Annotated in this window: 24 protein-coding genes and 3 pseudogenes; 4 read left to right on the forward strand and 23 right to left on the reverse strand. The window is 36.0% G+C overall.

Annotated features, from left to right (window positions below; translation table 11 throughout):
• Positions 1–26: 26 nt before the first annotated feature.
• Positions 27–1,577: a helicase HerA-like domain-containing protein gene (locus tag E4N65_RS10010; protein ID WP_253673104.1), complete on the reverse strand. Its 1,551-nt coding sequence runs from the start codon at positions 1,575–1,577 to the stop codon at positions 27–29.
• Positions 1,578–1,846: 269 nt separating this feature from the next.
• Between E4N65_RS10010 and E4N65_RS10015 the strand changes: the two genes are divergently transcribed.
• Complete coding sequence (locus tag E4N65_RS10015) at positions 1,847–2,266, forward strand: hypothetical protein (protein ID WP_253673105.1); 420 nt, start codon at positions 1,847–1,849, stop codon at positions 2,264–2,266.
• A gap of 68 nt (positions 2,267–2,334) precedes the next feature.
• Here E4N65_RS10015 and mutL read toward each other — a convergent pair whose 3' ends face one another.
• The 9 genes from mutL to E4N65_RS10060 form a co-directional block, all read right to left on the reverse strand.
• Positions 2,335–4,341, reverse strand: coding sequence for a DNA mismatch repair endonuclease MutL (gene mutL / locus E4N65_RS10020; protein WP_253673106.1), 2,007 nt, complete (start codon positions 4,339–4,341; stop codon positions 2,335–2,337).
• 2 nt (positions 4,342–4,343) lie between these two features.
• Complete coding sequence (gene xseB, locus E4N65_RS10025; protein WP_162664362.1) at positions 4,344–4,577, reverse strand: exodeoxyribonuclease VII small subunit; 234 nt, start codon at positions 4,575–4,577, stop codon at positions 4,344–4,346.
• 273 nt (positions 4,578–4,850) lie between these two features.
• On the reverse strand, positions 4,851–5,639 hold the full coding sequence (locus tag E4N65_RS10030) for a hypothetical protein (protein WP_253673108.1): 789 nt from the start codon (positions 5,637–5,639) through the stop codon (positions 4,851–4,853).
• A 304-nt stretch (positions 5,640–5,943) separates the two neighbouring features.
• Positions 5,944–6,627, reverse strand: a complete 684-nt coding sequence (locus E4N65_RS10035; protein WP_253673110.1) for a hypothetical protein — start codon at positions 6,625–6,627, stop codon at positions 5,944–5,946.
• 286 nt (positions 6,628–6,913) lie between these two features.
• Positions 6,914–7,945 (reverse strand): hypothetical protein, encoded by a 1,032-nt coding sequence (locus E4N65_RS10040; RefSeq protein WP_044014940.1) that lies wholly within the window; start codon positions 7,943–7,945, stop codon positions 6,914–6,916.
• Between the two features lie 198 nt (positions 7,946–8,143).
• Positions 8,144–8,401 carry a hypothetical protein gene (locus E4N65_RS10045; protein ID WP_253673112.1) on the reverse strand — a complete coding sequence of 86 codons (258 nt, stop codon included), beginning with the start codon at positions 8,399–8,401 and terminating at the stop codon, positions 8,144–8,146.
• A 6-nt stretch (positions 8,402–8,407) separates the two neighbouring features.
• Positions 8,408–9,199: a hypothetical protein gene (locus tag E4N65_RS10050; protein WP_253673114.1), complete on the reverse strand. Its 792-nt coding sequence runs from the start codon at positions 9,197–9,199 to the stop codon at positions 8,408–8,410.
• A 99-nt stretch (positions 9,200–9,298) separates the two neighbouring features.
• Positions 9,299–10,234 (reverse strand): hypothetical protein, encoded by a 936-nt coding sequence (locus E4N65_RS10055; RefSeq protein ID WP_253673116.1) that lies wholly within the window; start codon positions 10,232–10,234, stop codon positions 9,299–9,301.
• 142 nt (positions 10,235–10,376) lie between these two features.
• Positions 10,377–10,772, reverse strand: a complete 396-nt coding sequence (locus tag E4N65_RS10060) for a nuclear transport factor 2 family protein (protein ID WP_044014934.1) — start codon at positions 10,770–10,772, stop codon at positions 10,377–10,379.
• Positions 10,773–10,903: 131 nt separating this feature from the next.
• Here E4N65_RS10060 and E4N65_RS10065 point away from each other — a divergent pair, with 131 nt between their 5' ends.
• From E4N65_RS10065 to E4N65_RS12275, 3 genes and pseudogenes are all read left to right on the forward strand, one after another.
• Positions 10,904–11,245 carry a winged helix-turn-helix transcriptional regulator gene (locus E4N65_RS10065; RefSeq protein WP_235619643.1) on the forward strand — a complete coding sequence of 114 codons (342 nt, stop codon included), beginning with the start codon at positions 10,904–10,906 and terminating at the stop codon, positions 11,243–11,245.
• 81 nt (positions 11,246–11,326) lie between these two features.
• Positions 11,327–12,214 (forward strand): annotated as a pseudogene (locus E4N65_RS12270) (ketopantoate reductase family protein); the annotation flags it as partial.
• Positions 12,215–12,292: 78 nt separating this feature from the next.
• A pseudogene (locus E4N65_RS12275) lies at positions 12,293–12,934 on the forward strand (SGNH/GDSL hydrolase family protein); the annotation flags it as partial.
• Between the two features lie 34 nt (positions 12,935–12,968).
• Here E4N65_RS12275 and E4N65_RS10075 read toward each other — a convergent pair.
• The 13 genes and pseudogenes from E4N65_RS10075 to E4N65_RS10125 all read right to left on the reverse strand — a co-directional run bounded on the left by E4N65_RS10075 (position 12,969) and on the right by E4N65_RS10125 (position 19,854).
• Positions 12,969–13,922, reverse strand: coding sequence for a hypothetical protein (locus E4N65_RS10075; protein WP_253673120.1), 954 nt, complete (start codon positions 13,920–13,922; stop codon positions 12,969–12,971).
• Between the two features lie 26 nt (positions 13,923–13,948).
• Positions 13,949–14,401 carry a ribose 5-phosphate isomerase B gene (gene rpiB / locus E4N65_RS10080; protein WP_253673122.1) on the reverse strand — a complete coding sequence of 151 codons (453 nt, stop codon included), beginning with the start codon at positions 14,399–14,401 and terminating at the stop codon, positions 13,949–13,951.
• Between the two features lie 130 nt (positions 14,402–14,531).
• Positions 14,532–14,663, reverse strand: a complete 132-nt coding sequence (locus E4N65_RS12190; RefSeq protein ID WP_256478211.1) for a hypothetical protein — start codon at positions 14,661–14,663, stop codon at positions 14,532–14,534.
• 154 nt (positions 14,664–14,817) lie between these two features.
• A complete protein-coding gene (locus tag E4N65_RS10085; RefSeq protein WP_253673124.1) occupies positions 14,818–15,138 on the reverse strand; it encodes a type II toxin-antitoxin system RelE/ParE family toxin in 321 nt (106 codons plus the stop codon).
• Positions 15,138–15,383, reverse strand: a complete 246-nt coding sequence (locus E4N65_RS10090; protein ID WP_253673126.1) for a type II toxin-antitoxin system prevent-host-death family antitoxin — start codon at positions 15,381–15,383, stop codon at positions 15,138–15,140. The genes E4N65_RS10085 and E4N65_RS10090 overlap by 1 nt, the downstream gene beginning before the upstream one ends.
• Positions 15,384–15,814: 431 nt before the next feature.
• On the reverse strand, positions 15,815–16,372 hold the full coding sequence (locus E4N65_RS10095; RefSeq protein ID WP_253673128.1) for a hypothetical protein: 558 nt from the start codon (positions 16,370–16,372) through the stop codon (positions 15,815–15,817).
• A 63-nt stretch (positions 16,373–16,435) separates the two neighbouring features.
• Complete coding sequence (locus tag E4N65_RS10100) at positions 16,436–16,585, reverse strand: hypothetical protein (RefSeq protein ID WP_158506660.1); 150 nt, start codon at positions 16,583–16,585, stop codon at positions 16,436–16,438.
• A gap of 160 nt (positions 16,586–16,745) precedes the next feature.
• Complete coding sequence (locus tag E4N65_RS10105) at positions 16,746–16,970, reverse strand: hypothetical protein (RefSeq protein ID WP_044017143.1); 225 nt, start codon at positions 16,968–16,970, stop codon at positions 16,746–16,748.
• Positions 16,960–17,415 carry a hypothetical protein gene (locus E4N65_RS10110; protein ID WP_253673129.1) on the reverse strand — a complete coding sequence of 152 codons (456 nt, stop codon included), beginning with the start codon at positions 17,413–17,415 and terminating at the stop codon, positions 16,960–16,962. Before E4N65_RS10110 ends, E4N65_RS10105 begins: the two co-directional genes overlap by 11 nt.
• A gap of 430 nt (positions 17,416–17,845) precedes the next feature.
• Positions 17,846–18,255: pseudogene (locus E4N65_RS12280) on the reverse strand (putative toxin-antitoxin system toxin component, PIN family).
• Positions 18,252–18,500, reverse strand: coding sequence for an AbrB/MazE/SpoVT family DNA-binding domain-containing protein (locus tag E4N65_RS10115; RefSeq protein WP_253673130.1), 249 nt, complete (start codon positions 18,498–18,500; stop codon positions 18,252–18,254). Before E4N65_RS10115 ends, E4N65_RS12280 begins: the two are co-directional and overlap by 4 nt.
• Before the next feature lie 575 nt (positions 18,501–19,075).
• Positions 19,076–19,387 (reverse strand): cytochrome c oxidase assembly factor Coa1 family protein, encoded by a 312-nt coding sequence (locus tag E4N65_RS10120; RefSeq protein WP_371921837.1) that lies wholly within the window; start codon positions 19,385–19,387, stop codon positions 19,076–19,078.
• The gene (locus E4N65_RS10125) at positions 19,381–19,854 is read right to left on the reverse strand and encodes a hypothetical protein (RefSeq protein ID WP_253673131.1); all 474 of its coding nucleotides are present in this window, start codon (positions 19,852–19,854) and stop codon (positions 19,381–19,383) included. Before E4N65_RS10125 ends, E4N65_RS10120 begins: the two co-directional genes overlap by 7 nt.
• Between the last annotated feature and the right edge of the window lie 197 nt (positions 19,855–20,051).

The raw sequence follows: 20,051 nt of genomic DNA on the forward strand, positions 1-20,051 counted from the left end.
ATATTTGCCCGTCCCTGTACCACTGCTCAACTGCGGAGCATTTTTTTAACGGAGCCGAAAACACCGCGGGTAATTTCCCGTCCGACTGAGCGGGTGATGCTGTCAACCAAAATTCTTCCCAATCTATCAGTGGTGCTTTGATTTTTTCGTTTCGCAGCTTCTTCCAGCCTTAACTTTGCCGCTTCCGCCCTTGCTTTGGCGTTTTCGGCTCGTATAAGCGCTGCTTCTTCTTTTGCCTTTGCTGCATTTTCTTTTGCGAGTTGTTTTTCTTCGGCTTGGCGCGTTGCGGCTTCGGCTTGTTCGCTAAACTGTTTGGTAAGAATCTCATAAGCGGATTCCCGATCGACCGGATCCTTGTATTTATACAAAAGAGGAGACTCTTCTACCAGTGCTGTGATTTTAGCACTGTCGATTACGCCCATTTTACTGTGAGGAGGAACAATCATTGTCCGCTGCGTTATGGAAGGGCTGCCGTCCTGCTGCAAAACGGAAACGAGGGCTTCGCCGGTTTTAAGCTGCGTGATAACTTGAGCGGTGTCGAACGCAGGATTGACGCGGAAGGTCTCGGCTGCAAGGCGTATGGCTTTTGCGTCCTTAGGGGTAAACGCCCTCAACGCATGCTGAATCTTATTTCCCAGCTGACCGAGGATCGCTTCGGGAATATCGGCGGGATTTTGAGTAACGAAAAAAACCGCAACACCCTTCGACCGGATTAAACGCATAATTTGTTCAATCTTTTGAAGCAATATCTTTGAGCCGTTATCAAACAACAAGTGAGCTTCATCAAAGAAAAAAACGATTTTCGGTTTTTCCGCATCGCCGATTTCCGGGAGGTTCTCGTAAAGCTCGGATAAGAACCATAGCAAAAAGGTTGAATACAGCATGGGCTTTTGGTACAGTTTGACGGCATTCAATATATTGATATAACCTCGCCCGTCCGATGTTTGCTTAAAAAAATCATTGAGGTCTAAAGCCGGTTCTCCGAAAAAATTATCGGCTCCTTCATTTTCGAGCGTTAAAAGATTCCGCTGAATTGCCCCTACCGAGGTGTCGGAGATATTACCGTATTTTAATTTTAAATCCTGCTTATTTTCACTAATATAATGGAGCATCGCTTTAAGATCCTTTAAATCCAAAAGCAATAGCCCGTCCTCATCCGCGACACGAAACGCGATATTCAATACACCGGTTTGCACTTCGTTAAGGTCTAAAAGGCGAGAAAGCAACAGCGGCCCCATTTCGGAAATCGTAGTGCGTATGGGATGTCCCGTTTCTTGTAAGATACTCCACATCCGCACGGGATAATTTTTAAATTCAAAGTTTGAAATATGTAAGAGACTGAGCCGCTCTTGCAGTTTAACGCTTGATTCGCCTTTTTCGGCAAAACCGCACAGGTCGCCTTTCACATCCGGTAAAAACACCGGTACGCCTAAATCGCTGAATGCTTCAGCAATTACTTTGAGCGTAACGGTCTTTCCCGTACCGGTTGCCCCCGTAATAAGTCCGTGTCTATTCGCCCTCATCGGTAAAAGTTCAACCGCAGTTTCGCCGCGGCCTAAAAAAATTGCTTCGCTCATAATGCTTCCTTTAATCGTAATATAGAAAAAGAATCGGGACTTCTTCACAACCTTAGTTTTAGAGATTTCCTTAAAATGTAATCAGCCCGTAAAATTTTTTAGCGAAAAATACAAGAAAGGTCAATGCCGGCGGGTTTGTTCAAGTCTATAAACAAGAATCTTGATGCAGTTCAAAGAAGAAAAGTATAAGGATTTTTACTACAAGAAGTTTAATCCACCGGTATTGAAATGCTTATTTCCTTATATTATCATAAGTCAAAGGCTATAAAATGGGTTTCAGAAAATTTACAAGATTAATATTACTTATTTCTTTTTGTATACATTTATCTGCATGTATATTACCTAAACCGCCATTAATAAATTTTATTTCAATAGAGGGTAATGATATTATCATTGAATATAATGTAAAAAAAATAGGCAATAAAATCACTCGTTTACAGACAGAGTCAATAAATGATATGCAGCGAGTAGAAATACCATTTGAAATTTTAAAATATAGTATAAGTCCACAGAATAAAAATAAAATACTAGTAACTGTGTCTAAGTATTCTGATAAATTTCAAGGTTCATTTAATATTTTTATAGGCTTTCAAAATCGTAGATTTGATAGAATTACGGTGTTTGTTAAAATAGATAAAAAAGATTGCACAATTACAGTTATAGATGAGTATAGTTTTTGGTTCCTATAACGCTTTCATAAGCTCCCTAGCCTATTGTACTGAGATATTGGTTGCATAGCCGTACAAAAATATTTTGTCTACGTTCGCTTAACTCGTTTAAAGAGTTCTTCGCGGGTAAGCACAATCCAGATTGGGCGGCCGTGCGGACAGATGGGTTCCGGAAGTTCAAAGGCTTGCGCCGCAATGTGCTGCTGGGTTACGGGGTCGAGGATGGCATGATCCTTGCAGGCAGCACGGCAGGCGGCTGAGGCTAAAATCTGATAGAGGATATCATCGGCATTTTTACGGACGCCCGTGATGTCGCGGATAAGATCGCGCTCCGTGCCTGTCCACCGTGCCGGTACGGCGGTTACCTGCCATACGCCCGCACCTTCATCGGAGAGGGCAAAGCCCGCCTTACACAGCAGCTCCTGATGTTTTTTGATAAACGCATCGTCTTCTTCCGATGAAGTGATAATGCGGTAGGGGATTAACAGCTCCTGTACGCCGCCGATATTATGCCGCAGCTGCTCAAAGATAATCCGCTCGTGGGCAGCATGTTGGTCAATTAAATACAGCGCCTCGTTTTTTTCTACTGCGATAAAGGTACCGGCGACCTGTCCGAGCAGCTTAAAATCAGCCGGAGGAAGATCCGGCGGCGGCTGTAGATACGCTGCCGTACCCGTAGCCGCAGGCGGTGGAATAATGCGTTCCCCTACTGAATAAGGAACTGCTGCTGTCGCCGCTATTTGGCGGAATGCGCTGCCATATCCGCTTTGTGCAGAACCGTACTCCGCTTGAGTGCCGGACACCTCGTAGTTGTATCCGTCAGGCAGTACACCGGTATCGTTTCCGTACTCCTTTCCATATCGGTCATACTCATCGGCTGCTGTACCGACGGCTGAGTTACCGCTTTTACCGTCTCCATACTGACCGGCTGCCGTGCCGGAGTGCGATGACTGTGGGTATGCTCCTGCCGGGGAACCGTGCTGAAAATCCAGAGGGCGGGTAAGGCTGGGGTCATACTTTTCTTTTAAGAGACTTGCAACGGTATGCTGCCGGTAAAAGGAGCCGACGGCGCTGCTGACGGCGTGGTGGATAGCGCCGTAATCCTGAAAGCGTGCTTCTTTTTTTGCGGGGTGAATGTTAAAGTCCACACGGGAAGGCTCTACCGTTAAAAATAAAAACGCAACGGGATGTCCGCCGTTGGGGAAATAGCCTTCGCTGCCGTACTCGATTGCCTGCGTAAGTCCAAACTCGGTAATCCTTCTACCGTTGACAAATACCATGATAGCGCGTTTATCGCTTCGGACAACATCCGGGCTGCCGAGCACAATACGGAACGAGAAATGCTCACCGCTTCCTTCAATTTCAAAAAAGAGCGCTTCGGGTTCTTTAAACGAAAAAGCGGCGAGGCAACGTTCCCGCAGCGACTCTGTAGGAGGAAGCAGAAAGCGAAGCTCGCCATCCGTGATAAAGCGCATTTCGGTACGGTAATGCGGCAGAGCTTTGTCGAGAAAGATTATTCTACACAGCGCAGTCTCGGCAGCCGCCCGCTTTAAAAACTGCTTGCGGGCAGGAAAGTTTTCAAAGAGGTTTTCTACCTGCACCACAGTACCGGCATTTAGACGAGCCGGAAGTATCTTCCCTAGCTGCAATTTCCATGCGGCGGGTCCGCTCCTCGTTGAGGTAATTTCAAGATCACTGACCGCTTTAATAGAAGAAAGCGCTTCGCCGCGGAAACCGAGGCTGTGCAGGGAGAGCAAATCTTCCGCGGTGGATATCTTGCTCGTCGTATGGGTATCCGTACAGATTGCGAGGTCTTCGCGGCTCATTCCGCAACCGTTATCCGTAACCCGAATGCGGTCGATACCGCCGCCTGAGATTTCCACTTGCACCTTTGAAGCGCCTGCATCGATTGCATTGTCTAGAAGCTCGCGGATAACGGCTGCAGGGCGATCAATAACCTCGCCGGCCGCAATTTTCCGTGCCGTTTCCGCATCAAGCGCTTTTATCGGCTTGTACACAGCGGTGGAATCGACAGCCGTATCAGTATGAAAAGAAACTTGAGATATTTCAGCAGGTGATTGAGACGAGGTATCCATCGCTATATGTCATCAGCTGAAAATAGCTCCAGCTCAGGTTTATCCTGCGATTGCACCGGCTGATTCATCAATATCTGCACCTTACTTTCTATTTTATCAATGTCTTTTTCCAAGGTTTTAGCAAGCTTGATTCCTTCTTCAAAAGCCGCAAGAGCTTCTTCCAACGGAAGATCGGCACTCTTGATTTTTTCGCTGATTTCTTCAAGACGCGTTAACCGTTCTTCAAATTTTTTCAACGTCTTCTCCTTCTCTATTCAAGACAACCGGACTGCTTTTTAACACCCCCACGAATAAACGCGGTGATGATGGCATATATAGTTAGCGCTAACAGTAATAGTTCTTGAACATGAAGTGTGCTTATTTCGTATATGTTTATTACAATATACTATATAACCCTCTATATATCAACATTATCAAATCTTCTTATTTTTTTAAAGTGTATCATGAATCAATATTTTTATCACTCCCTCACCTTTTACTTTGAAAACGATGTTATGTATTATTTCATTTTATGGATGGATAATATCCATATTTCCAAATCCAAAAATCAGCTCATTTTCTTTTATAACACAACATAAATCAAACTTTGTTATAAGACAAAATGATATTTCACCATTTTTAAATATTTTCCAATCAGACCTTTTCTTACAAGCTTTTTTATATTGATTATATTCTTCATTTGAAATTTTTATTGTATAGTAACAAGGTAATTGTTGAATCCTAATTGGAATTCCATTTGAATATTGTTTTTCAATAACCTCAATAGGTTTATCTTTAATTTGAATATCCGTTTCATGAGTAAAAAGCCATTTTATAAAACTTATATTTTTACAATCAGCAATATTTAATGTATCCTGTAAATAATATTTACTATAAAAATCCGAATAATTATAACAATCATATATGGTTCTCAATTCATTTAAAATATCACATCTATAGAACTTTCCAGACTGAGACTCATACACCCAATAATTATTTTGAATTTCATACTTCTTTCCTGTCAGTAGATACTCAACTTTATATTCACCATCTATAATACAAGCTTTTTCAACATTATTTATAGAAATAGGTTTTGACTTTTTAATTTTTCTATCCATCGATATTAAAGCATTATAGAGATCTTTATTTAAAATTGCTGACTCATCATGGGATTTCGGAATCCATCCTTTATACAGTAGAATACTATTAGAATTATTTTCTAGTAAAATGAAAATATCCATCTCTCGTTCATCATGAGCAAAGATATTTTGCAATAAAAATAGTAAGATACACAAAATACATATTCTTTTATTTTTCATATCCCCCTCAGAATTACTGCCCCCCCCCAGAAGGCAGTCCATATAACCAACGTTTTAAACCGTAACGCAGCTTGACCGCTTTTCCGACTTTGAAAACAGTGTTGGACAAAATATTTCTTATTGAAATATTATATTCGGTTTTCTTTTATCAAACAGCTTCTTCTACCTAAACCAGAAAGCTCGATGTCATTTTTAATATTTTTATTAATGCATGGGAAATTCATCAGCGAAAACACATTCCTCAAATTTTGATTTCGCTACTTCTTTTTTATCAACTAACTTTGGTATATTTATAATTGTATTTTCATTTCTTAAAAACCAACAACAGACATCCTTCATAGATAAATGATAATGGAATAACTATACCCGTTTTAAACCATAAAATAGTATCCATATTGTTATATCCAAAAAAACCAGTTATATATTCATTTGCATTGAATATTTTAAATAAACAACTTATAAAAAACATCACAATCGGAATAATAAAGAAAGAAGTATAAATTATTATTAAAAATTCTTTCTTTTTAATTTTAAGATGATTTAATTCTATAATTATTAAATTAAATACAAAAGTAAAAAACGATATTAAAATTAATACAATTGGTTTATAAAGCAAAAAATAAAAAGGGGAAATTAAAAATATAATACCGGCAGGACCTGCTATATGTGCAGCCATAATTAAAAATAATATAATTAAAAAGAATATAAAAAATATAAGTAAATTAAAAATCATAGAAAATATTTTTGTAATTACTTGAGACATATAACCCCATACAATAAACAATAAAGGTGTAAGAATAAATGTTATTTTTTTAAACCTAATCCAATCCCATGTATTAGTTAAAAATGGATTTACTTCTAACAACCATATTCCCCATGATATAAATGCAAATATACAAAGCAAGAATAGTGCATTTCTTTTTTTCAACATTTTAAAATTACCAAAATTTCCTTTACTCAAGCGAAAAAGCCGTTTTTTCTCAATCAAGCGCAGTGTGCTGTTATGTAGAACACTGTTTTAAACTATAGGCAGCTTGTCTACCCGTTGATTTTAAAAACTGTCTTAGGCGAAAAATATCTTTTCGTGAAATATTATATTCACTTTCTTTTTTTCTTAAAAAGGACGTTTTATATTTCTAGAAGTACCTTTTCTAGGTTAATATTTTAACTGATGAACGTCAAGACCCATTGTAGACTTACCTCATCATAAAGATCTGTTTCTTTTTTAATCAATCCTGACTCGGCTAAAAAACATTTAATGTGTTTATCCTCTTCTAGTTCTCATCAATGATTTTTGCATCAACAAGGTGCATTATATCGGTTTCTGTTCTGATTCCGTTAAATACAGGTTTGTTTTTCTTAATATCAAATACTGTATAACAAACAGTCCAATTATGACCAAACAGTCCGTTACGCAAAGAATCCCTAAAAGGACTGATACAAAACGGTGCCAGAAAATAATCATCAGATAGCAGCACTAAAGGTCCGGCCACTCGCTCGTATCTTTGCTTAAATGTACATTGAATATCTTCAAATGTATTTAAATCCGTTATAACACAGCTTTTGCTATCGCTTCTAAAAGATTTCATATTCTCTGTTTGTGTAACAGATGCACCCTGCCGTATTATTTTATTTTTATGACGACTATGAGGATAAGACCAGCCGATATCAATTTCATTTTTTCGGATACTTCCTGTTGAGCGGTCAATTACAAAATTTCCCGAATCACCGACAAATCCTCCGTCCATATAAAAATAAACAGTATCATCATCAGCTTGAACGCTTGTAATAAATCGGGGCTCATATCGTTCTTCGAATTTTTTGAGAATATCTTCAATTTCATACAGTTTTTTTATTCGTTTTGTTCGAGAATCATATTCATATAGAATATGAGGTTCCCTGTTTTTCTCACACCGTTCACACCAGAATATAGTATTTTCAGTAAAAGTACATAAGTGATATATTTCCCATTCAAAATCAAATAAAACAGCTTCTTTATTGTTAATATAATTAAGCCTTATTACACGATATAAATTATCATTTTTTTCAGCAAATAAAACTGTATCCTTATTTTCCCTGTCAAATCTTATTCCTAAAATATTGCGTTTCTTTAAACAGTCTAAGTCAATTAACAACCGCTCTCCATTATAAATTGAATATGTTGCTTTTTCTCCATACCCCTTTTGAAATAAATAAACCAGTAAAATATTTTTAGTTTCTTTCCTTGGTTCAGCACATGCAATATCTATAAATAAATTTAATAAAAGTAAAGAGTAAATTATTTTTTTTAGAATTTTTATTCTCATTTATTTTCTCCAAGCGTCCCAGTGGGGTATACGCATAACATTTACTCAACCTGCATTCACGATCTATCTACAATGTTAGATTGAAGCAAGTGTTTTGTCAATTTCTTTAATATGATTTTTACAAATAGTTCGTACGTATCAGTATTGTAGCCCTCGTAATTATTATCCCGTAATTCTTTTATATATTTTTGAGTTATATCAAAAAGGCTCGGTCCTAAATACATCTTGTATTCCATTTTTCTTCAAAGATTCGTTACACTTAGCAGAACCATAAAATCTTTCGAATGCTTGGTATTTTTTATTTTTATAATTTTCTAAATTATATTTCCCTTGTTCAATTATCTTCCCATTATTTACCTTTATTAAAATGTATTCTTCAAATTCTGAAAGATACCCACCATGAATATAATTTATCATATCACCTTGAGGTATAGCTAAAATATTCTTCTTATACATAATATTTCAGCCTTCTGTAAATGAGGTAATATTAAAAACAAAATCTTTTATTTTATATACCCCTTCTTTTTTTACTAAATGGAATATATGATTTTCTTCTGTCTTTATAGTGTTTCCCGCGAATTTTCCTTCTCCAATCTTCTTATATTCCTGTAAAGCTTTTTGGCCGAATTTTTCCAATTCTTCTTCACTTATACAAATATCATCATAATATTTGAAATACACCTTTTTTGTAAGCTCCATACCATGGTCTGCATAAAACCAATGTGAAGCCTCTGCTTTTACGATACAAGTGCATTCCTTATCAGTGATTGAAACTATTGAGATATCTTTTATCTTTATGCTTTTACTTGTATTAAGGAATCTATCCGGTTGCTGAGATGCTTTTGTATATAAATTCGAAATGATATTCTGCCAAATTTCATCTTCTAAAAATATTTTATGAAATATTTCTGTTAATTCATCGCTTGGTTTATAATCAAAATCAAATATATTAAAATAGTATTCCTCTTCCAATACTTTTATTGTTTCATAAAATAATTTTATCTGATCTTCAACAGTAGGATTTTCCACATCTAATATTTTTAGAGATTCATAAAATGGTTTAAAATATTCTTTCACTTCAGGATTTTTTAAATCTAATCTTTCTCTTACTTCTTCAAAGGTTAGCAATTCTTCTCTTGCAGAATTTTCTATATCCATTGCTACAGCAGTAAAATCTTTATCTTCACTTTTTTTACATGAGATAAACAAAAATAATAGAACAGAAAATAATATAATTCTACTTAAACTTTTCATTTTTCCTCCACGGTAAACCAGCAACCTATCGCCACAACATTGTTTTAAACCGCAATAGGCTTGTCCCGTTGTCGGCTTTGAAAATGGTGCTATGTGGTTTTATTTCAATTTTTGCACTAATTTATCAGGAAGTTTTATCATTCCTTTTGAAGTATTATGGATAACTTTGTAGAATTGTTTACCATCAAACCAATATATTGCATCGGTAATGCTTCCCGGACCTTGTTGATACATATAATTTACTAATCCAATCAGTTGTATAATATCATTATTCAAAGTTTCTTTATTTATATTTTTTAGAATTATTCCATATCTGTTTGGAATAGCTACAAAGGCACCATATTCGGAAAGATCCTTATATTTTTTATTTAAATCATAAATAGAAGAAGTAATAAAAATATTTGTATTGGAAAGCATTATAGAGACCGAAAAAGTATCTGATATTTTATATACTTCAAATTTTTCAGTATTGTTTTTAAGTGTATTTTCTTTTGCAATTTTTAAGATTTCTTTTTCACTGATTGACCATTTTTTTACATATTCATTTGACAAGGCTTTTACTGCACTGGGAAAATCTATAACAACAACACCGATATAGTCATCCATCGAGCAATCTGTTATTGAAGATTTTGAAATCTGTTTTTTATAATCAATCGGATATAGGCGAATTCTCAGATATTCTTTACCCGTTTCTATTTTTTCTAATTTAGGAAGAATTTCTTTTTCTTCTGCCCTTCCGTTTTTGACTTGAGAAAAATGGTCTTTAATAATACTCTCCCATTGTGATTTATCATTTTGTACACAGATATTATATAAATTTGTCAATCCGACTTCTGTATCAACATCAAAATAATCATTCTTTTCTTTGATAATAAAATACTGTTCATTGAAGTGTTCTTCATAATTTTGTATATGGATTTCTTTTAATTCTTTTTTTACAATATTTAAAAAAATAGTATAATCTTTAGTAGATTGAGCAGCTATTGAAAACAAAACAAATGAATACATTATCACTACCAATAATCTTTTTTTCATCCTTTCTCCCTTCGCCCCAGCGGGGACATCCATCTAACATCCGCTTAACCTGCAAACGGGCTTGCCCCATTTGTCGGCGTTGAAACGGGTGTTAGATGTCTTTTATTTATTTTCCTATGATAATCTATAACACATAAAAATTCTATACTTTATCCCAAAATTTATCTTCTGCCGATTGTTGCTCAGCAAAAGTCCATACTTCTTGTATCTTGCCATTTTCTATTTTGAATAGATCAATTCCCGGATCATTGAGCTTATCAGCTCCTCTCTCCGCTACGGAAACAACACTTGCAGCAACAAAACACTCGTTGCTCGCAGCCCAATTTGTAATAACTTTAAATGTGCCACCGCTTCTTTTTGCGAATTCTCCTAGACGCTCACCCAATGCCTGTTTCCCTATAATCGTGCCTGAAAGCGAACTTTCGCCTCCCATGTGCCATACAACAGTATCGGACATTGTTGCAAAAGCTCCCGCAAAATCGCCCTTTTCCAGTGCATCTCGATAAGCATCAAAGACCTTCATTACTTCATGTTTCATAACATTCCTCCAGTAAATATTTAGAAGTTTCTCACTTCTCTAAGTATCATTATAGTCTTTAGTCTTGATTTTGTAAGTACGAACATTTATAATACATAGTATCAAATATAATACTTGAGAGGGTTCTTATAATGTCGATTTATGATAAGTGTCCCTTCGCTACTACTCAAAGAGTATTGCAAGGAAAATGGGCGATTATAATTTTATATCATCTGAGTACGGGTACAAAAAGGTTTAATGAACTCGAAAGATTAATGCCTACAACAACTCGAACGGTTTTAACAAGACAGCTCCGTCAGCTTGAAAAAGATAAACTAATCGACCGCAAAGTCTTTGCCGAAGTCCCGCCTCATGTTGAATACTCTTTGAGCAAATTGGGAACTCAGTTTCGAAAAGTATTAGACGAGATTGAGATTTTTGGTTTGAATTATATCGCCGAATTAAATAAAATGCATAAAGGAAAAAGCAGTTGAGTTTCCATCAATATTTTACTTTTTTATACTGAAATCTATTTGTGGCATAATTTTCAATTCAGAGGAGACCGCAATCGACAAATGAGACTTTTAATTTACGGTGCAGGCGTAATCGGCGGTTTGTATGCCAACGCGTTCGCCGAAGCAGGCTGTGACACGACAGTGTACGCAAGAGGGAAAAAACTCGAAACATTGAAAACCCGCGGCTTGCTGTATGAAGAAAACGGCAAACAGTATAAAGCAAATATTAAAGTTATCGCTAAATTGCAAAACGATGATATCTATGATTTTATTTTTTTGACGGTAAAAGAAAATCAAGTGCATACGGCGCTCGAAGAACTCCGGCCGAATGGCAGCCCGAATATCGTTACGATGGTCAATACGCTTGAACCTTACGCCGACTGGGAGCGCCTGTGCGGTAAGGGACGCATTATCCCTGCATTCCCGGGAGCGGGCGGCAGCTATGAAGACGGCGTGCTGAAAGCGGACTTTACGCCGCCGCTTATTCAGACTACGACATTCGCCGAAATCGGCGGGAACACATCGGAGCGGCTGAAAGAACTCGCGTCTCTTTTTAAGACGGTGAACGTGCCGTACCGAATCGTAAAAGACATGCACGGCTGGCAGTTGTGTCACTTGGCTCTGGTTGTCCCGATTGCCGATGCGTATTATAAAGCCGAAAATCCGGAAGAGGTTTGGAAAGAAGCGGGCATTATGAACGATACGGCGCGGCAAATAAAAAACAACTTTCAAAAATTGTACCGCTCGGGCGTAAAACTTTCGCCTCCGAAAATGCACCTTTTGAGACTGCTGCCGACTCCGGTTATGCAAGCCGTTTTTACTCAGATTTTTAAAAGCCGCTTCGGAAATTTATTTATGTACCGGCACTCGATGAAAGCCCCCGAGGAAATGCGATCTCTGCACTCTCAGTTGTATCAATATCTTGCCGGAATTCCAACGAACCATAATCAGCGTGGAATGAGACTCATCTGTATCGGCGACAGCTTAACATTCGGTAATGTCGGCTATTCGTATATCCATTTTTTAAACAAAAAAATTCATGCCGTAAACAAAGGAAAAAACGGCGACACGCTTAAGGGCGCTTACGACCAGCTCAAAAAAATAATCGATAAATCCCGACACAGGGGCGGTACATTCATCCTCGGAATCGGTACAAACGATATTCTGCTGCCGTATTTAAAATCCCTTTCTTTATTTTGGTTTTTGACAATGAATCTGCGCTGCAAAATAAAACGGTGCATAGAAAATGACGATAACTTTGAACGCGAATATGACAGGCTTTTGCACTTATGCTCCGAAAAAAACAAACGCGTAATCGTTTTCGGAATACCGTTTATTAACTTAAAAAATTTTCCGCACGAAAAGACTGTACAAAGAAACGCCGTTATCAAACGATTGGCGAAAAAATATAATTATTCTTTTATCGATATATACAAACTGCAAAAAGAAACGCTTCTACCCGACAAGCGCACCTATACGTGGAAACACGGTTTTACGTTCAGGCTTATAGATGCCGTCATAATGACGCTGTTGCCGTTCTGTAAAGACATATTCGCAAAAGCACGAGGTTTGAACACAAGCGTAGACGGCGTTCATTTTAATTCGGCATCGGCAAAAATTCTGGCTGCGGAAATAGAAAAAGCCGCAGCAACCGGCCAGCCATCGTAAAAAAATCGGCTGAGATCCTTTTTTAAGTTATATTTTAGTATTCAATTATTTCAGGAAAAATTATTTTTCCTGAAATATTTACACAAATTCTTAGAATATCTTTTGTTTTTTTTACTTGATAATTACGTGCCGCAATATATTCCTCCTTGGAATCTTTTATATCTTCCGTGACATCGAATATTAATAAATTTGACATCGCATATTTATACGGTTGATTTAAAACTTTATTTGTTGTTACGGGAGAATGCACAATATAGTAGTTTACGTCTTTAAACGGAGATTCATTTTTAAAAAGCATATCAAAATTAGATACATACGGTGTAACCGTTGCTTTAAATTCAGTAAAACCGACAAAACTGTTTATTTTATAAATAACATATGTCTCTGCAACTTCAGAATATGTCTTTACTTTGTAACCGACTGTTGATATATATATTTTTTCATCTGTAAGAGAAAGCGAGGGATTTACATTAATTATTATTTGTTTCAGTTCATCGCTTTCGATTATCCGGTTTTTATTCAAATCGCAAAAACCGTAGCAAAACAGTTTGCCGAACGATTTACTGTTATCCGTCTCCGCGAAACCTTTTATTTTGAGAGAAAAACTTTTACTTTCGGTATTTTCCTTTGGAAATAAATAATTATTTACTAAATCCGAATTAAAATACAAAATCTTCGGTTCCGTTTTATCCGTAATTATCATATTTCCGACCGAAAAAGGAGTTTCATCTATTTCTTTCCCAATATATTGCCGGGGGTCTAATTTCTCTTTTGAAAGAATTATATGAATGCCTTTGATGGGTTCTTTTGCTTCTACAATAAAATTAAAGTTTTCTCCTACGGAATATTCATTTCCTGAAACCGAAAACTCCTCATCTAATTTCATTAAATACGAATTTTTAACATCGGCAGTTCCAACACGCCACAAGCTCGTGCAAGAACATAATAAAGCGCAAAATAAACTGAATAAAATTAACAACCTTTTCATTCTTTTTCTCCTATCGGCGGCCGCGTTTATTTACCGTATTTTCTTTCTATAGCGGAAAGAGTATCGACCCGTTCCGTGTAAACGCCGCCTTCAAAGCGGGCATCGAGAAAGGCGTCGACAATCATTTTTGCTTCTTCGGGGCCGACGATGCATACGCCCATGGCGACCGCATTTATGTCGCTGTGTTCGACGGCGAGCTTTGCCGTACACGGTTCGCTGCACGCCGCAGCCCTCACTCCGGGAACTTTGTTTGCGGCGAGAGAAATGCCAACACCCGATCCGCACACCATAATGCCCTTTTCAACTTCGTGCGATTTAATCGCTTCTGCAACCTTTAAGCCGAATTCGGCATAGTTTACCGAAACCTTTGAATCCGCCGCACCATAATCGACGCATTCATATCCTTTATTGCGAACGTGCTCCATTAAAATATGTTTTAATGCAACTCCCGAATGATCGCTTCCAAATCCGATTTTCATATATACCCCTTGTTGTATAAAAAATTATTAAAACTTCATATCGAAGTACGATACTATAATAACACATTGATAATTAAAAAAACAGCTCGCCGCTCCGGAATGTTCGGCAATCGGTTTTACGGAATTCGAATTATTGAGAGGAAAGTTTCTTTACGTTTAATGTTGCAATAAGCGACTGTAATTTAATTTTGCAGCCATTCGCAGTAAACGCGGTAAACCGCAGCGCTTTCATTACATAATTCATCTCTTCCTTATTTGACATCTTTACCGCGTGTTTTAAATTAATTGGCACGAATATTACAAAGTAAAATTTGTTTATGATTATACCTGCGTGCTTGGTGGTCTGTACACCTAACATTGTTTTAAACTGCAACGCAGCTTGTCTGCGTTGTCAGCGTTGAAGCGGATGTTAGACGCTATTTGGTCTTCTCACCGAACAAAACACGAACAAAATCTCTTTTTGAATACAAAATCCTTATAATTCTTATAACTTCGTCTTCAATTCTATAAAATATTGAATAATTATTTGCAAGCACAAACTTATAATCGGTAGGAAATGAAACATATTTTTCCACAGGAATCCCTCCATTTGGAGAGAACGTCAAATTTTCATAACTTTCTATAATTTTTGAAATGGTATTATGTGCTGCTATGGGATTTTGAAGTTCATTCTCGATATAATTTTTAATTTCAAGTAAGTCTGCTGCCGCTTGCGGAGCAATTTTTATCTCAAACATTAAAGTCCTGCCATTTTTCTGACCTGTGTTGTGTCCAGCCACCCGCTTTGCAAAGCAGATTCTTCGCCTTTCTGCAATTCAGAAAAAAGAGTTTTCGTAGCCGTCAATTTTTCGTAATCTCTTATAGAAATCACCGCATAACATCCCCTGCCATTTCTAGTAAGAAAAACCGGCGATTCATCAGCAACATCCTGCAAAACTTCATTATAATTACGCAAATCGGAAACAGGTTTTATAGCAATCATACATACCTCTAATATTCGTAATATTTTACGAAATAATTATCTTAAAATACTTATAAACTGTCAAGTGGATTAAACATTCATATCACACAATGATTTAGTTAGTTATAATGCAGAATCCCTGACTCTCATATATTTTACTAATTATGAATAAAAGCCCTCTCCATGACCGTCCGGAGGACTTATATTTCGTTGATTTCCTTAATAAGTTTTAAAATTTTTAGATAAAAGTTTGTTTTTCTTACTTAATTAGTCAGTATGATAAAACGTCGCTTTACTCAAAGAGCCTAAGCTATTAATTTGGGTTTTAAGCTTTAATTTACAAAAATATACACCATTTTTCAAAGTTACAGTTTATCGTGCCGTAAGGCATCCACATAACATTCGCTTAACCTGCATTTGCGGCAAAGGCAATGTCAGTGTTGAAGCGGGTGTTAGGTGATTTTTCCTTCATAAGTAAAACAATATTTTCTCTCATCCCAAGATTGTGTAAATATTTTATTATCTTCAATATAGAAATTATTAATTCCTTTCGGCAATACAAATATATCAGATCCAGAATTTTGCCAAATAATTGTGCCATTTATATTAATTCTGCTTATTTCAAGTTCTCCATGAACTATATAATCATCATTCATTTTATAGATTCCAAAAGCACTTACTGAGTCGATTTCTTTTTTCCAATTTAATTCAAGAGTTGGTATTGTTAATGAAAACAACCAATTTGAGACGCAAAGCAATAGAATTCTATTTTTCTCGATAATATATAACTTCTCATGAATTCCCGTTGCTCCGCCACTTACAAGCATTATAGCGCTAGAAAGAATCTGATTATTTTTATCCTTTATTACTATTCCATGTTTTGTACTAATACGTTCATCATCAGTTTTATAAATATTTTTGTATATTATTATATTATCTGTTGAGTTTTCTGAATATTCTCTATCATCAATAATTTCAATTACATAATCACAAATTTTTTCAATAATCATTTACATTTATTCCTTTATCAATAATTACAGATATTATTTTCTTCGCCCGCCGAAGACGTGCACCTAACGGGGCGGCGGATAAGCTGCAAGAAGGGAGAAAGCCTTTAGGCTTTTGAGCTTCGCAGTCAGCTTAATTCGCGTGTTGGACGGCGCTGTGCGCCGGACAACAGGCGGATGCTCCGCCGCCCCGTTGGAGGGACGCACAGCGTCCATCCAACATCCGCTTAACCTGCATTTGTGCCTTTGCTGTCGCGTGTAGCGACAGCAAAGTTGGCGCGAAAGTTGCATAAAAAGGGAATTGCGCTAGCAATTACCGCCCAAGCAACTTTCGTGACACAACAAATGTCAGCGTTGAAGCGGGTGTTAGACGATTTTACTTTCCCATAGTTTGAGCATAGGTTTTCGCATTATTAACAAAAGTTTTTAAATCTATCTTGTCAAAATAATCTCGCTGCCATTTTGTATAATCAAAACGTTCTCTTCTTACAGCAGCAATAAAGTATTCTGCATCAACGATACCCAAAGATTCCACCAAACATTCCATACCACGAGAAAGAAGCTCTATTGTCGCTGGTGGTTCAATCATTTTAGTCATCACTTTCATTACCTCCATTTAAAAAATCTATGAATTCTATCGGATTAAGTAATTTTACAGTATCACTCTTATATTTTAACATACGTTTATCAGTACTCAAAAGATAGTCGCATTTCATCATTTCAGCACAAACTATATGGCAAGAATCCTTCATTTTTACACCTGCTGCCATCACTATTTTTGCCTTTGTAATGACTTCTTCCGATTTTTCACTACCTATATAATCAGAAACATTGGTATCCAGAAAATTCTTTACAGCAATTTTTCTATCACTATATGGGTTGCAAAAATTTTCATAATCCAAAATAAACGAAGAAGCAAGCTCTAGACATTTTTCCTTTATAAGTAATTGAATAAGCAACTTTGCCTGTGTTTCAAGTGAAATCGATAGATAATTTTGGTCATCATATGGTCGATTATAACAACAGTTATCAAGATAAATCTTCATACTCAGAATTATATCATATTTTGAATATTTTTGCACTGTGGTAAAATTAAAAGCCACGGAACTTAATTTTTGAAAAATAATATTGCAATCTAACCATTTCTATGATGTTTTTAGAAAAAACAAAGCACTTTTTTAGTATTTTTCTGCTGATTTCGGCCTCAAAACCTATGAAACGGCAAAAACTGATTTCCGTGATTAGAAGCCTGGCTCGCTAGAACAGATTTCGTTTTTTAACCCTTGAATCCGACACTCAAGGGTGCGCTTAACAGGTAAGTGTTTTATATATAAATAGATTGTCCGAAGGACTTTTATTCGTTGATTTTCTCAAACAAGATTAAATTCTCCTTTTATCTTGTGCGCCGAAAGCATCCATCTAACATTTGCTTAACCTGCATTTGCTGCAAAGGCAATGTCAGCGTTGAAGCGGGTGTTAGATTATTTCTTCAATCATGTCAAAGTATTCTGTCGATGTAAAAATTAATGGTTTATCAATTTTTACATCTTCAAAATCTTTGTCTCCAGTAATTAAAATATCCGAATCAGATAAAATTGCAGATGCAAGAACCGGTAAATCTTTTATGTCACGAATTTTCGGATATTGCTTTCCATCAATTTTATTCGGACTATTAAATTCCTCAAAACTAATTCCATCAAAAAAATATCCAACAGTTCTCTTTTTAATGGAAATTTTCTTTTAAAAACTTCTTCGCATTCTTCCTTGGTGTATGAAGAAATTATCACTGTATGTTTTTCAAGTAAATAGGAAAAAACTCGAGCAGTTTTACCACTAGGGAAAAGTATCGCAGAAATAATGATATTTGTATCTACGAAAACTCTCAACGTACTTTCCTTAATTCTTTAATATAAGCAATAATATCATCTTCTGTTTGAAAGCCTACTTTTCCTGCTTCTCCTTGCATTTGATCTTGAGCATTTGACAAAGTTATTTGAGAGGCGTTTGTAATATAAATTTTTCCTCTACTTTCTTCAAAATAGACTTTATCCCCAGTTTTTAATCCAAGCAAATTTCTTATTGTAAGAGGAATGGTAATCTGACCTTTTGAGGTTACTTTTGCAAGTTCCATAAAACAGCTCCTTACTTTCCTTACTTATACTATATACAAACTAAGAACTTGCTGTCAATAACTTTTATTAAATATTCTATCTAATTTTTATCGCATTAACTCTTGTACTTTACCAGGATTCACCGCCATAACGATCTATAATTGTCTGTACATTTCTTGCCGCCTCTGAAGAATCTTTCCCCATCCCACTCAAATTAAGCGTAACTGAATCTGAGGCGTAACCTCCACTTGCAGGCAAGCCACTACTTATTTTGTTTATCTCTTCTCTGGCTTTCCATGCAGTATCAAGATTTTTAAATCTAAAATGTAATTCATTACTCCTATAAATTTATTTTAGATCGAAGTAAATGTACAGACTGTTATTCTCCATGCCTCCATAAAAAAGTAGCTTTGATTTCTTACTTGTGTTTTCGAACAACGACTTTTTTTGAGCCTGCCTTCAGGCAGGTCAATCTAACATTGTTTTAAACCGCAAACGGCTTGTCCGTTTGTCGGCTTTGAAAACGGTGTTAGGCGTTATTCTTTATTTAAAAGTAAATCTATTGAATCTGCTTTTCCTTTCTCTTTATAAAAAATTACTTTGTTATATTTCCAAACTCCATTTTCCTTTTCAGCATCGATATACACTCTTGAAATACCATTTTTCCCTTTTTTTTGTACGAAAGAGATGCTTGTCCCGTTCCATTTCCATTCATACTCATAGAACCACTAATTATAATTGGAAGTTTATATTCTTCTCCAAGATATTCCATAGCATCCTGATTATTTTCAATAAGTTCTAATGAATACTTATATGGCTCAGAGTTTTTAAATAATGAAAAAATAGAGGTGCATACAATTATAGCGCCGATAAAACCAATTCCAAATATTACAACACATTTTATAATTTTTTCTTTTTAGTTTTATCTGTAATTTCGATATTTGTTTTTACTTCAATTTCTTTATCTTTACCAAAAGTTTTTCTATATAGAAAAATGTTTCCGTAAACAAAACCTAATAGACATGTAGAATATGCAAAAGGAAACATATCGTTTTTATCTTTTAGTAAACAAATAATTGTATCATTTATTATTCCAAAGATAATACCAATTGTGCTTACTATTATAAAGAAGTAACAAAAAAACTTAAAAATAGATTTTGGACAAAACGGGTTTATTTTCTGGAAACCTAATACGATAAAAACCATTGCCCATGCTATAAAGAAAAAAACAATGCTTATTCCAAAACCTAATAAAGCTTCTGAAACTTTTATATCTTTACAGATGCAAATAATACAATTTAATATGCAAACCCCAAGAATTATACCTAGAATAATTTTTATTCTTTTTTCATAAAAATTAATTATTTTTTCCATTTTTTCCCTTTCTTGCACGCCAATGCGTATCCGCCTAACCAACCCTTAACCTGCATTTGCGGCTCGTCCGCAATGTCAGGTTGAAGCGGGTGTTATGGCAAAAATATTTCTTTTACAGAATTATATTTTTTGAAGCGTATGCTTCTATATATTGTACTGTTCCTAAGCGGCATAAAACCGCTTCTTCGTCCAAGCCT

Source organism: Treponema sp. OMZ 855 (assembly GCF_024181145.1).
In the GTDB taxonomy this organism is placed as follows: domain Bacteria; phylum Spirochaetota; class Spirochaetia; order Treponematales; family Treponemataceae; genus Treponema.

Excerpts from the sequence above, each read along its gene's own strand:
- E4N65_RS10095 (WP_253673128.1), bottom strand. The coding sequence starts at position 16,372 with ATGATTATTGAAAAAATTTGTGATTATGTAATTGAAATTATTGATGAT.
- E4N65_RS10045 (WP_253673112.1), bottom strand. The coding sequence starts at position 8,401 with ATGTATAAGAAGAATATTTTAGCTATACCTCAAGGTGATATGATAAAT.
- E4N65_RS10040 (WP_044014940.1), bottom strand. The coding sequence starts at position 7,945 with ATGAGAATAAAAATTCTAAAAAAAATAATTTACTCTTTACTTTTATTA.
- E4N65_RS10115 (WP_253673130.1), bottom strand. The coding sequence starts at position 18,500 with ATGGAACTTGCAAAAGTAACCTCAAAAGGTCAGATTACCATTCCTCTT.
- E4N65_RS10075 (WP_253673120.1), bottom strand. The coding sequence starts at position 13,922 with ATGAAAAGGTTGTTAATTTTATTCAGTTTATTTTGCGCTTTATTATGT.
- E4N65_RS10100 (WP_158506660.1), bottom strand. The coding sequence starts at position 16,585 with ATGGACGCTGTGCGTCCCTCCAACGGGGCGGCGGAGCATCCGCCTGTT.
- E4N65_RS10110 (WP_253673129.1), bottom strand. The coding sequence starts at position 17,415 with ATGAAGATTTATCTTGATAACTGTTGTTATAATCGACCATATGATGAC.
- E4N65_RS10030 (WP_253673108.1), bottom strand. The coding sequence starts at position 5,639 with ATGAAAAATAAAAGAATATGTATTTTGTGTATCTTACTATTTTTATTG.
- E4N65_RS10085 (WP_253673124.1), bottom strand. The coding sequence starts at position 15,138 with ATGTTTGAGATAAAAATTGCTCCGCAAGCGGCAGCAGACTTACTTGAA.
- E4N65_RS10050 (WP_253673114.1), bottom strand. The coding sequence starts at position 9,199 with ATGAAAAGTTTAAGTAGAATTATATTATTTTCTGTTCTATTATTTTTG.
- E4N65_RS10125 (WP_253673131.1), bottom strand. The coding sequence starts at position 19,854 with ATGGAAAAAATAATTAATTTTTATGAAAAAAGAATAAAAATTATTCTA.
- E4N65_RS10015 (WP_253673105.1), top strand. The coding sequence starts at position 1,847 with ATGGGTTTCAGAAAATTTACAAGATTAATATTACTTATTTCTTTTTGT.
- E4N65_RS10055 (WP_253673116.1), bottom strand. The coding sequence starts at position 10,234 with ATGAAAAAAAGATTATTGGTAGTGATAATGTATTCATTTGTTTTGTTT.
- rpiB (WP_253673122.1), bottom strand. The coding sequence starts at position 14,401 with ATGAAAATCGGATTTGGAAGCGATCATTCGGGAGTTGCATTAAAACAT.
- E4N65_RS12190 (WP_256478211.1), bottom strand. The coding sequence starts at position 14,663 with ATGTCAAATAAGGAAGAGATGAATTATGTAATGAAAGCGCTGCGGTTT.
- E4N65_RS10010 (WP_253673104.1), bottom strand. The coding sequence starts at position 1,577 with ATGAGCGAAGCAATTTTTTTAGGCCGCGGCGAAACTGCGGTTGAACTT.
- E4N65_RS10090 (WP_253673126.1), bottom strand. The coding sequence starts at position 15,383 with ATGATTGCTATAAAACCTGTTTCCGATTTGCGTAATTATAATGAAGTT.
- mutL (WP_253673106.1), bottom strand. The coding sequence starts at position 4,341 with ATGGATACCTCGTCTCAATCACCTGCTGAAATATCTCAAGTTTCTTTT.
- E4N65_RS10060 (WP_044014934.1), bottom strand. The coding sequence starts at position 10,772 with ATGAAACATGAAGTAATGAAGGTCTTTGATGCTTATCGAGATGCACTG.
- E4N65_RS10065 (WP_235619643.1), top strand. The coding sequence starts at position 10,904 with ATGTCGATTTATGATAAGTGTCCCTTCGCTACTACTCAAAGAGTATTG.